Origin of the sequence: Streptomyces sp. DT190, assembly GCF_049846985.1 — a bacterium.
Classification (GTDB): Bacteria; Actinomycetota; Actinomycetes; order Streptomycetales; family Streptomycetaceae; genus Streptomyces.
This window is the reverse complement of the sequence record NZ_JBNCNM010000008.1, coordinates 157,875-169,521: the sequence shown is the minus strand read 5'-3', so window position 1 is coordinate 169,521 and position 11,647 is coordinate 157,875. Positions and strand designations below refer to the sequence as shown.

8 protein-coding genes are annotated in these 11,647 nt (G+C 73.5%); 7 read left to right on the top strand and 1 reads right to left on the bottom strand.

What is annotated here, in order from left to right:
- Positions 1 to 13 precede the first annotated feature (13 nt).
- Positions 14 to 1,234 (bottom strand): sarcosine oxidase subunit beta family protein, encoded by a 1,221-nt coding sequence (locus tag ACPXCS_RS16880; protein WP_425950449.1) that lies wholly within the window; start codon positions 1,232 to 1,234, stop codon positions 14 to 16.
- A 97-nt stretch (positions 1,235 to 1,331) separates the two neighbouring features.
- Between ACPXCS_RS16880 and ACPXCS_RS16875 the strand changes: the two genes are divergently transcribed.
- From ACPXCS_RS16875 to ACPXCS_RS16845, 7 genes are all read left to right on the top strand, one after another.
- Positions 1,332 to 2,009: a GntR family transcriptional regulator gene (locus tag ACPXCS_RS16875; RefSeq protein ID WP_425950447.1), complete on the top strand. Its 678-nt coding sequence runs from the start codon at positions 1,332 to 1,334 to the stop codon at positions 2,007 to 2,009.
- 119 nt (positions 2,010 to 2,128) lie between these two features.
- Positions 2,129 to 4,549 (top strand): SpoIIE family protein phosphatase, encoded by a 2,421-nt coding sequence (locus ACPXCS_RS16870; protein ID WP_425950445.1) that lies wholly within the window; start codon positions 2,129 to 2,131, stop codon positions 4,547 to 4,549.
- Between the two features lie 311 nt (positions 4,550 to 4,860).
- Positions 4,861 to 6,189 carry an ATP-grasp domain-containing protein gene (locus tag ACPXCS_RS16865; RefSeq protein WP_425950444.1) on the top strand — a complete coding sequence of 443 codons (1,329 nt, stop codon included), beginning with the start codon at positions 4,861 to 4,863 and terminating at the stop codon, positions 6,187 to 6,189.
- A 16-nt stretch (positions 6,190 to 6,205) separates the two neighbouring features.
- Positions 6,206 to 8,281 (top strand): CocE/NonD family hydrolase, encoded by a 2,076-nt coding sequence (locus tag ACPXCS_RS16860; protein WP_425950442.1) that lies wholly within the window; start codon positions 6,206 to 6,208, stop codon positions 8,279 to 8,281.
- A 132-nt stretch (positions 8,282 to 8,413) separates the two neighbouring features.
- Entirely contained in the window at positions 8,414 to 8,824 is a 411-nt protein-coding gene (locus tag ACPXCS_RS16855; protein ID WP_425950440.1) for a DUF779 domain-containing protein, read from the top strand.
- Positions 8,825 to 9,179: 355 nt separating this feature from the next.
- Positions 9,180 to 10,568: a cytochrome P450 gene (locus ACPXCS_RS16850; protein ID WP_425950438.1), complete on the top strand. Its 1,389-nt coding sequence runs from the start codon at positions 9,180 to 9,182 to the stop codon at positions 10,566 to 10,568.
- The gene (locus tag ACPXCS_RS16845) at positions 10,552 to 11,559 is read left to right on the top strand and encodes a (-)-alpha-amorphene synthase (protein ID WP_425950436.1); all 1,008 of its coding nucleotides are present in this window, start codon (positions 10,552 to 10,554) and stop codon (positions 11,557 to 11,559) included. Before ACPXCS_RS16850 ends, ACPXCS_RS16845 begins: the two co-directional genes overlap by 17 nt.
- Positions 11,560 to 11,647: the final 88 nt, after the last annotated feature.

Below are 11,647 nucleotides of genomic sequence, written 5' to 3'. Positions count from 1 at the left end.
GGTGGTGTCCTCCTCAGTGGGCCACGGCCGCCGCGCCGTGTTCGTCGATCAGGGCGCCCGTCGTGAAGCGGTCGAGGGCGAAGGGCGCGCTGAGGGGATGCGGCTCGCCCGTGGCGAGGGTGTGCGCGAAGGTCCAGCCGGCCGCCGGGGTGGCCTTGAAACCGCCGGTGCCCCAGCCGCAGTTGACGTAGAGACCGGCCACGGGGGTGCGGCCGATGATCGGGGAGGCGTCCGGGGTGACGTCGACGATGCCGCCCCAGGTGCGCAGCACATGGGCGCGGGCGAAGACCGGGAACAGTTCGACGGCGGCGGCCATCTGCCGTTCCACGACGTGGAAGGAGCCGCGCTGCCCGTAGCCGTTGTAGGCGTCGACGCCCGCGCCCATCACCAGCTCGCCCTTGTGCGCCTGGGAGACGTAGACGTGCACGTGGTTGGACATCACGACGGTCGGGTGCACCGGCTCGTGCAGTTCGGAGACCAGTGCCTGGAGCGGGTGGGACTGCACGGGCAGCCGCACCCCCGCCCGCTCCGCCAGCACGCTGCTGTGCCCGGCCGCCGCGAGGCCGACCCGGCCCGCGTGGATGCGGCCGCGGTCGGTCTCGACGCCGACGACCCGGTCGCCGTCCTTGAGGAAGCCGGTGACCTCGCAGCCCTGGATCAGGTCCACGCCCAGGGCGTCCGCGGCGCGGGCCAGCGCCCAGGCGACGTGGTCGTGCTTGGCGATGCCGGCCCGGGGCTGGAAGGTGGCGCCGAGGACCGGGTAGCGGGGGCGGGACGAGACGTCGAGGACGGGGCAGACCGCGGCGACCTCGTCCGGCTCCAGCCACTCGGCGTCGACGCCGTTGAGCCGGTTGGCGCCCGCCCGGCGGACGCCCTCGCGGACGTCCTGGAGGGTGTGGGCGAGGTTGAGGACGCCGCGCTGGCTGAACAGGAAGTCGTAGTCCAGCTCCTCGGGGAGCCGCTCCCACAGCTTCAGGGCGTGCTCGTAGAGGGCCGCGCTCTCGTCCCAGAGGTAGTTGGAGCGGATGATCGTGGTGTTGCGGGCCATGTTGCCGCCGGCCAGCCAGCCCTTCTCCAGCACGGCGACGTCGGTGATGCCGTGGTTCCTGGCGAGGTAGTAGGCGGTGGCCAGGCCGTGGCCCCCGCCGCCGACGACGATCACGTCGTAGGAGGAGCGCGGCTCGGGGTTGCGCCACAGGAAGTCGGGGTGCTCGGGCGGCGGTCGGTCGGTCATGCCGGGGCTCCATCCTGACGGCCGACTCATGCACAACTGATATATCAGTCCGTGCGGTACGGTATGGGAGCTCGTCCGACCGGTCAAGGGGGCCTTCATGCAGCAGCTGGCGACCGAGCCCGGGGGCGCAGTGCCCGGGGCCGGGGAGCCGTCTCTCGCCGAACGGGCGTACCGCGCCGTCCGCGACCGGCTCGTCATGCTGGAGATCCGCCCGGGGGCGCCCATCCACGAGGAGCAGCTGGCCCAGTCCCTCGGCGTCGGCCGCACCCCGGTGCGCGAGGCCCTCAAGCGGCTCCAGTACGAGCGGCTGATCACGACCTACCCCCGGCGCGGCACCTTCGCCACCGAGGTCAACATCACCGACCTGGCCCACATCTGCGAGGTGCGCCTGGAGCTGGAGCCCCTGGCCGCCGCCCGGGCCGCGCGCCGCGCCACGGCGGCGGACCGGGAGGTCCTGACGGGCCTGCGCGCCCGGCTGGGCGACCCGGCGCCCGGCCGGCGGGACGCCGAGCTCATGCAGCTCGACCTCGAGGTGCACCGCGCGATCTACGCGGCCGCGCACAACCCCTATCTGGAGGACACCCTCGTCCGCCACGACAACCTCGCCACCCGTATCTGGTGCCTGTTCCTGGACCGGCTGCCCGACATGGCCGGTCACGTCGGGGAGCACGGACCGCTGATCGAGGCGGTCGTCGCGGGCGAGCCGGAGCGGGCGGCACGGCTGGCCCGCGAGCACGTCGAGGGGTTCGAGCGGGCGATCCGCGCGGTCGTCTGAGGCGACGGGCGACGGGCCGGTCACCGGCGTCCCCGCGGCGGACGCGCCCCGCGCAGGCGGGCGCGGGACAATCGGGGCAGGGACATCGTGAGCAGCCGAGGCGTCGATCCGGAGGCACCGTGGAGGGACGCGTACCTGAGGACCTGGCGGTGGTCGTGGACACCGACGGGGCGGTGCTGGTCTGGAGCGACGGCGCCCGCCGCCTGCTCGGGCACGCCTCCGCCGAGGTCGTGGGCAGGCCCGTCACCGAGCTGCTGGCCGCCGCGCTCCCGGCGTCCACGCGACGGCACGTGGCCGACGGGCAGCGCTGGTCCGGCGAGGTCGCGCTGCGGCACCGGGACGGCGACCGGGTCGTGGTCCGGCTGCAGGGCACGCCGCTGCTGGACGCGGACGGCAGGCGGCTGTGGCTGGTGACCGGCAGCGCCCCGGCGCACCTGGCCCGCCGGACCGCGCCCAGCTCCACGGCCCTGTGGGACCTCGCGCTGCTGCAGCTCCCGGTGCCGGTGGCGGTCTACGACCGGCAGGCCAGGCTCGTCGCCGCCAACGAGGTCATGACGCAGGTGATGGGCCGGACCGAGGAGGAGATGCGGGGCCTCACCCTGTGGGAGATCCAGCCCAGCCCGCCCTTCGACACCTACGACCGGCTCCAGCGGGAGGTGCTGCGCACCGGCGAGACCATCTTCCACGAGCACCACAGCCAGGCCCCGGGCGAGACCCGGCCGCACGCCTGGTCGACGTTCCTGTCGCCGCTGAAGGACGAGCGGGGCGTCGTGCAGGGCATGTCCACGACCGTGTTCGACACGACGGAGCAGTACTGGGCCCGGCGGCGGCTGGCGGTGCTCAACGAGGCGAGCGCGCGGATCGGGAGCACCCTGGACGTGACCCGGACGGCCGAGGAGCTGGCCGAGGTCGCCGTCGGCGGATTCGCGGACTTCGTCACGGTGGACCTGCTGGAGTCGGTGGCGCGGGGCGCGGAGCCGGGCCCCCTCCCGGCGGACGTACCGGTCACGGTGCGGCGCACCGCGCAGCGGTCGGTGCTCCGGGACTGCCCCGAGTCGGTGGTCGCCGCCGGTGAGGCGACGCGCTACCCGGTGGGCACGCTCCCGCTGCGGACCCTGGCCGCGGGCCGCGCCACCCGGCGCCGGCCGGGTGACCCGGAGCTGCGCCAATGGCTCAGCACCTCCCCGGCCCGGGCGGAGTCCATGAGCCGGCACCTGATCCACTCGGTGATGATGGTGCCGCTGCGCGCCCGGGGCGTGACCCTGGGCCTGGTGCACTTCCTGCGGCACCGCACGCCGGAGCCGTTCAGCGAGGACGACCTGCTGCTCGCGGAGGAGATCGTCGCCCGTGCGGCGGTGAGCGTCGACAACGCCCGCCGCTACACCCGCGAACGCCGCACGGCGCTGGCGCTCCAGCGCAGCCTCCTGCCCGAGCGGCCCCCGCGGCTGGCGGCGATGGAGGTGGCCTACCGCTATCTGCCGACCGGTTCCGGGCCGTCGCAGGCCGGGCCGGGAGCGGACATCGGAGGCGACTGGTTCGACGTCATCCCGCTCTCCGGGGCCCGGGTCGCCCTGGTCGTGGGCGACGTGGTGGGGCACGGCATCCAGGCGTCGGCGACGATGGGCCGGCTGCGGACCGCCGTGCGGACCCTCGCGGACGTCGACCTCGCCCCGGACGAGCTCCTCACCCAGCTGGACGACCTCGTCATCCGGCTCGACCGGGAGGAGGGCCCGGAGGCGCGCGGGGACGAGGAGGCGTCGGGGCAGATCGGCGCCACCTGCCTGTACGCCGTGTACGACCCGGTGTCCCGGCGCTGCACCCTGGCCCGCGCGGGGCATCCGCCGCCCGCCCTGGTCACGCCCGACGGCGAGGTCCGCCTCCTCGACCTGCCGGCCGGTCCGCCGCTCGGCCTCGGCGGGCTGCCGTTCGAGGCCTCCGAGGTGCTCCTGGAGGAGAACAGTCTGCTCGCCCTCTACACCGACGGCCTGATCGAGGCGGTCGACCGCGACGTGGAGGCGGGGGTCGCCCTGCTGCGCCGGGCGTTGAGCGACCCGGCCGGCAGTCTGCAGGAGACCTGCGACCGGGTGCTGCGCGCCGTGCCGGCCGGCCGTCCCGCCGACGACATCGTGCTGATGCTGGCCCGGACGGCCGTGCTCGGCGGGGAGCAGGTCCGCACCTGGCGGCTGCCGTCCGAGCCGGCGGCGGTGGCCCGGGCCCGCAAGATGGCGGGCGGGCAGCTGGCCGAATGGGGCCTGGCGGAGGCGGAGTTCGCCACCGAGCTGATCGTCAGCGAGCTGGTCACCAACGCGCTGCGATACGGCGACTCCCCCATCGAGCTGCGGCTGATCCGTGACTCGGCCCTCATCTGCGAGGTCTCCGACGGCAGCAGCACCGCGCCCCATCTGCGCCGGGCCCGCGTCTTCGACGAGGGCGGACGCGGACTGCTCCTGGTCGCCCAGCTCGCCGAGCGGTGGGGCAGCCGCCAGACGGTCACGGGCAAGACCATCTGGGCCGAACTGCCGCTGCCCGCCGGGGCCTGAGCCGGGGTGCCCGCTCCACGGCCTCCCGGCAGCACGCCGGGACGCCGCCGGTCAGCAGCGGACAGCGCCGGCCAGGCCCCTCCACATCACGCCGTGACGACGGCGACGCCGGCCCTTCGCGAGCGGACAGCAGCGCCACGGCCGGGCCGCGGCTGCTCGTCGGAGTCGTACGGCGGGGCCGGCTGCGCGGCAGGCGTGTACCCCCTCTCCGGCGGGCCGCGTGGTGTGCCCGGGGCATGCCGGCAGGCACAGCGGGTACTCCGACGATCTTGCAATCCCCGGCCCCAGGGCCGTATGTCGGAAGGAGAGCCGTGTCGGACGAGACGGTGAGGAACGTCTTCGTGATCGGGCTCGACGAAGCCAACCTGCCCACCCTGCGGCAGGTCCCCGGAGCCGAACGGCTGCGCTTTCACCAGCTGCTGACCATCGAGGAACTCCAGGTCGGCGAGGTGCACCTGCCCACCCTGCTCGACAAGGCGCAGGGCGTGCTGGACGCCTTCGACGGCAGCATCGACGCGATCGTGGGCTACTGGGACTTCCCGGTCAGCACGCTCGTGCCGATGCTGAGCGAGCGGTACGGCACCCGCAGCACCAGCCTGGAGTCGGTCGTCAAGTGCGAGCACAAGTACTGGAGCCGGCTGGAACAGCAGAAGGCCACCGACCGGCACCCGCGCTTCGGCCGGGTCGACCTGTCGGCCGACCCGCTCCGCCCGCCCGAGGGCCTGTCGTTCCCGATGTGGGTCAAGCCCGCGCTCTCCTACTCGTCCGAACTCGCCTTCGGCGTCGCGGACGAGGAGGAGTTCCACAAGGCCGTCACCGAGATCCGCGAGGGCATCTCCCGGATCGGCCGGCCCTTCGAGCACATCCTGCAACGCATCGACCTGCCACCGGAGATGGACGGCGTCGGCGGCCGGGTCTGCCTGGCCGAGGAGTCGATGAAGGGCGTCCAGGTCGCCGTGGAGGGCTACGTCCACCAGGGCGAGGTCACGGTCTACGGCGTGCTGGACTCCATCAACTACCCCGGCTCCTCCTGCTTCCTGCGCCACCAGTACCCCTCGACGCTGCCGCCGCCGGTCCTCGCGCAGCTGCACGACGTCAGCAAGCGGGTGATGCGGCAGATCGGGATGGACTCGGCCACCTTCAGCATCGAGTACTTCTACGACCCGCACACGCAGCAGATCGACCTGCTGGAGATCAACCCCCGGCACTCCCAGTCGCACGCGGAGCTGTTCCAGTACGTCGACGGCGTGCCCAACCACCACTGCATGGTGCGCCTGGCCCTCGGTGAGGACCCGCACATGCCGCACGGCGAGGGCCCGTACGCGATGGCCGCGAAGTGGTACCACCGCTGGTTCACCGACGGTGTGGTGCGCCGGGTGCCGAGCCGCGAGGAGATCGACCGCATCGAGCGGGAGACCCCGGGCGTGCGCATCGAGGTGATCCCCGGGGCGGGCGACCGGCTCTCGGACCTGCCCGGCCAGGACAGCTACAGCTACGAGCTGGCGCACATCTACACCGGCGGGTCCGACGAGAAGGAGCTACGGGAGAAGTTCGACCACTGCGTGGCCGCCCTGGGCCTCGTCTTCGAGGACGCCCCGCCCGAGGCCGACGACGAGCCCGCCGACGCCGCGCGAGAGTGAGGAGCACGTGGGTTCCATGCGTTACGTGACCAACCTGCCGTACGCGACCAAGGAGGAGGAGCACGTCACCATCCCGATGTCCGACGGGGTCCGGCTGTCGGCGCGCGTCTGGCGCCCCACCTCGTCCGACACGGAGCCGGTGCCCGCGGTGCTGGAGTACATCCCGTACCGCAAGCGCGACCTGACGGCCGTACGGGACTCGGTCCACCACCCCTACCTCGCCGGGCACGGCTACGCCTGCGTCCGTGTCGACCTGCGCGGCACCGGCGACTCCGAGGGCGTGCTGCGCGACGAGTACCTGGAGCGGGAGCAGGCCGACGCCGAGGAGGTGCTGGCCTGGCTGGCGGAGCAGCCCTGGTGCGACGGCGGCACCGGCATGATGGGCATCTCCTGGGGCGCGTTCGCGGCGCTGCAGGTGGCGGCCCGCCGGCCGCCGAGCCTGAAGGCCATCGCCATCGCGTCCTTCACCGACGACCGGCACGCCGACGACATGCACTACATGGGCGGAGCGCTGCTGTCGGACAACCTCGCCGAGGCGGGCACCATGTTCGCCTACGGCACCTGCCCGCCCGATCCGGCCGTGGTCGGCGAACGCTGGCGCGAGATGTGGCACGAGCGTCTCGAGCACACCGAGCCGTGGGTGCTGCAGTGGCTGCGCCACCAGCGCCGCGACGACTACTGGCGGCACGCCTCCGTCTGCGAGGACTACTCCGCCGTGCGCTGCCCGGTGCTGGCCTCCAGCGGGTGGGCGGACGGCTACTCCAACGCCGTGACCCGGCTGCTGGGTCACCTGGACGTGCCCCGCAAGGGGCTGATCGGCCCGTGGTCGCACAAGTTCCCCCACCTCGGGGAGCCCGGCCCGGCGATCGGCTACCTCCAGGAGCTCGTGCGGTGGTGGGACCACTGGCTCAAGGGCGTCGACAACGGCGTCATGGACGGGCCCATGCTGCGGACCTGGATGCAGGACAGCGTGCCGCCCTCCACCTCCTACGAGGAGCGGCCGGGCCGCTGGGTCGGCGAGCCGCACTGGCCCTCCCCGCACATCCGCGAGGTCGCGCACCCGCTCACCCGGCACACCATCGGGCCCCCGCGGGACCCGGACGGCCCGGACGCCACGGACACCGGCACCGGCCCCGGCACCGCCGAGCGTTCCGGCGGCGAGCCGATGACCGTGCGGTCGCCGCTGTCCGTGGGCCAGTTCGCGGGCAAGTGGGCCTCCTACAACGCTCCGCCGGACCTGCCCTACGACCAGCGGGAGGAGGACGGCGGTTCCCTGGTCTTCGACAGCGAGCCGCTGACCGAGCAGCTGGAGATCCTCGGCTCGCCGACGGTGGAGCTCGACCTGTCGGTGAGCGAGCCGGTCGCGATGGTGGCCGCGCGGCTCTCCGACGTGAGCCCCGACGGCGCCGCCACGCGCGTGTCGTACGGCATCCTCAACCTCACCCGCCGCGACAGCACGGAGTCGCCCGAACCGCTGGAGCCCGGGCGGCGGTACCGGGCGACCATCCCGCTGAACGGCGTGGCGCAGGCGTTCCCGCCGGGGCACCGCGTCCGGCTCTCGCTGTCGACGTCGTACTGGCCGCTGGCGTGGCCCCCGCCGAGGCCCGCGCTGCTCAGCGTCCACGAGGGTTCCAGCACGCTCACGCTGCCGGTGCGGCCCGTCGACGAACCCGACGAGGTGCCCTCCTCGCCCTTCGGTGAGCCGGAGGGCACTCCCCCGCTCGCCACCCGTCAGCTCACGCCGCCCGAGGAGCGCTGGGAGGTCAAGCGGGACCTGGTCGGCTACCACGCGGAGCTGGACATCGTGAAGGACCGGGGCACGGTCCGGTTCGAGGACACCGGCATCGAGGCGGGCCGCCGGGCCCACGAGCGGTACACGGCGGTCGCCGACGACTTCACCTCGGCCGCCGGCGAGTCCACCTGGACCATGACGTTCCGGCGCGACGACTGGGACACGCGGGTGGTGACGCACACCCGGCTCAGCTGCGACGAGACGGACTTCTTCGTGGACGCGACGCTGGACGCGTACGAGGCCGGGCGCCGGGTGTTCTCCCGCACCTGGAACGAGAAGGTGCCGCGCGACCTGCTGTGAGGCCGGCCGGGAGCGGCGACCGGTGCGGACGCCACGGAGGGCGCCGGGAACCTCCCGTCCGCACCGGTCCGTTCCGGCCCGTGAGGGGGTACGTTCGACGGGCGGTTGCCGGTCCGGTCAGGGAGGGAACGCATGACCACGCGCACAGCACGTGTCGCACTGACACCCGCCGCCGAGGACCTGCTGCGGCGGCTGATCGGGACGCACGGCCCGGTGATGTTCCACCAGTCCGGCGGCTGCTGCGACGGCAGCGCCCCGATGTGCTACCCGCGCGGCGAGTTCCGGGTCGGCGCCTCGGACGTCCTGCTGGGGCACGTCGCCGGGGACGTGCCGTTCTGGATGAGCGCGGACCAGTACCGGTACTGGTCGCACACCCACCTCACCGTGGACGTCGTCCCCGGCCGTGGTAGCGGCTTCTCCCTGGAGGCCCCGGAGGGCGTCCGCTTCCTGCTCCGCTCCCGGCTCCTCACGGACGAGGAACTGCGACGCGTGGAGTCGGAGCCGCCCCTGCCGACCGGGGCGGACGAGCCGGGCGGGGCGTAGGCGCCGCGGAGGCGTGCGGCAGGGCTGCGGGCCCTGCGCGGACGGCTCCGCAGCAACGCGCCCGCCACGTCGAGACGGCATGGGGTCGTCGACGCGTGACGTGCTGCGGAAGTGAGGCACCCAGCGCTTCTGCGTGCACCCGTGCGCCCCCCTGGAGAAAGGGTTCGTCAAGTCGGCGGCCGACCTGAACTGGGCAGGACATGGTGCAAGTGCCATGCAGGTGTAACGGCACCGCATTTTTCTGCCGAGTCGAAGCAGGTGGTATGCGATGAACGGCTGCGTTCCGCACCCGGAACAGGCATGGACGGTCGGTACTGCTCCAGGCATATTCCCATCCATCGGCCACGGTATCGCCTTGTTCCGCCGGCCGCTGGAGTTTCTCAATTCTCTTCCCAGGCACGGCGATCTGGTCGAGATACGCCTCGGTCCCCGGCGCGCGTGGATGGTCTGTCACCCGGAGCTGGTCCACCACATGCTGAGGGACACCCGCACGTTCGACAAAGGGGGTCCGCAGTACGAGAGGCTGCGCGCCCTGATGGGCGGTGGCGTCGTGACCTGCCCGCACACCGAGCACCGCAGGCAGCGCCGGCTGTTGCAGCCCACCTTCCGCCCCGCCGCCGTCGCCGCGCACACGGACCTGATGGCCGAGGAGGCGGCGTCGCTGTGCCGTGACTGGCGCCCCGGGCAGCGCGTCGACGTCAGCGCGGCGATGCTGGGGCTGACGACCCGGCTGATCAGCCGGGTGCTGCTGTCCGACGCGCTCGGCCCGGCCGCCACCGACGAGGTGCGGCGCTGTCTCGCCGCCATCGTCCGCGGTCTGTTCGTCCGCACGGTCGTCCCGATCGACGCGCTGTTCCGCCTTCCCACCCCCGCCAACCGCCGGTACCGGCGCGCGGTCGAGCGGACCCATGAGCTGGTCGACGCCGCGATGGCGCAGCGCCGCCGGGGAGCCCCCCGCGACGACCTGCTGGGACTCCTGCTCGCGGCAGCCGACCAGGAGGGTGAGGAGACGCCGGTCACCGACCGGGAGGTGCACGACCAGTTGGTGTCGCTGCTGCTGACCGGGTCCGAGAGCCCCTCGATGTGCCTCGCCTCCACGTTCGGTCTGCTGGCGGAGCACCCGGAGGTGGAGCGGCGGCTGCACGCGGAGGTGGACTCCGTCCTCGCCGGGCGCTTACCCGGAGCCGGTGACCTGCCGCGCCTGGTCTACACGCGGGCCGTCCTCACCGAGACGCTGCGCCACTCACCGCCCGGCTGGCTCTTCACCCGGGTCACGACGCGGCAGACGCAGCTGGCCGGGCGCCGCCTGCCGCCGGGTACCACCGTCCTGTACAGCCCCTACCTGCTGCATCACGACCCGGCCTCGTTCCCCGAGCCGGAGCGGTTCCTGCCGGAGCGCTGGCTGGAGGGCGGCACGGCGACCGGTCCGCACGGGGCCTTCGTCCCGTTCGCCGCCGGCAGCCGCAAGTGCATCGGCGACCTGTTCTCCCTGGCCGAGATGACGGTGGCCCTCGCCACCCTCGCCGGCCGCTGGCGGCTGCGCCACCCGCCGGGCCCCGTCGCTCCCCCGCGCCCCGGGGCGACGCTGGGGCCGCGCTCCCTGACGATGATCTGCGCACCGCGGCGGGACGCGCCGGACGGCACGGCACCGCGGGCCACCGCCCTGTCTCCCGGGGCACCGGCCGCGGCATCAGGGGTGTCCGAAGCCCGGAGGGACGGTGACCAGGATGTGCACCGCGCATGAGGACGTCACCGCCGTGGTGCCGGGCGGCGCGGCGCCCGGCACCTTGGTGGAGCTGATCGACGCCCACCTGCACATGCCCTTCCCCTTCCGGCGCAACCCGCACGAGCCCGCGGCCACCGCCGGTGTCGACGACTGGCTGCGCGCGACCGGCCTGAGCGAGGAACCCGGGGTCGCGGCGATGATCTCCCTCACCCGCCCCGCCGAGCTGGCCTCGTTCAACAGCCCGGACGCCGACCCCGGGATCCTGCGGCTCGTGGCCCGGCAGATCGCCTACCAGTTCGTCTACGACGACCGCGCCGAGGAGGTCGGGCGGCACCGGCCGGGCGAGCTGCTGCCCATGCTGTGCGAGAGCGTCGCGATCCTGGCGGACGGCGCGGCCCCGAGCACCCCGCTCGGAGCGGCCCTCGCGGACCTGTACCGGCAGGTCCGCGAACGGTGCACCCCCGCCCAGGCCGCACGCTGGGCGGACCGGAGCCGCGAGTACGTGCACGGCCTGCTGTACGAAGCGGTGGCCCAGACCCATCCGTCGCCGGTGCGGTCCGGGATCTGCACCTCGATACGGTCCCTCACGGCGGGCGTCGAGCCGTTCCACCCGTTGTGCGAGGCGGCGCAGCCGTGCGAGCTGACCGACGCGGAACTGCACCACCCGCTCATGCGGCATCTGAGCCGGCTGTCGGCCGACGCGGCGGTGTGGATCCCCGACCTGTTCTCCGCGGTCAAGGAGCAACGGGCGGGCGAAATGATCAACCTGGCCCTCGCCTACCAGCGAGCCCACCAGTGCCCCCTGCCGATGGCCGTCACCCTGGCCGTTCGGCGGATCAACCGGACGATCAGGGAGTTCGAGAGGCTGTACGAGGAGATCGCACCGGAGTTGAGCCCTTCGGGCGTCGGCTACGTGGAAGGCATGGCCGGCTGGATCCGGGGGTGTTACTACTGGTCCCGCACCGTGCCGCGGTACGCGGACGCGGGAACGCCCGCGGCCCTGGGGTGAGGGGCGGCCGCGCCCCGGGGTGAGGGGCGGCCGCTGACACGAGGGGCGCCGCCGGCCCGGCCGGAAGGCGCCCATTCGGGCCACGCTA

Coding starts and splice junctions, on each gene's coding strand:
- ACPXCS_RS16880 (WP_425950449.1), bottom strand. CDS start 1,234: ATGACCGACCGACCGCCGCCCGAGCACCCCGACTTCCTGTGGCGCAAC.
- ACPXCS_RS16875 (WP_425950447.1), top strand. CDS start 1,332: ATGCAGCAGCTGGCGACCGAGCCCGGGGGCGCAGTGCCCGGGGCCGGG.
- ACPXCS_RS16860 (WP_425950442.1), top strand. CDS start 6,206: ATGCGTTACGTGACCAACCTGCCGTACGCGACCAAGGAGGAGGAGCAC.
- ACPXCS_RS16855 (WP_425950440.1), top strand. CDS start 8,414: ATGACCACGCGCACAGCACGTGTCGCACTGACACCCGCCGCCGAGGAC.
- ACPXCS_RS16845 (WP_425950436.1), top strand. CDS start 10,552: ATGTGCACCGCGCATGAGGACGTCACCGCCGTGGTGCCGGGCGGCGCG.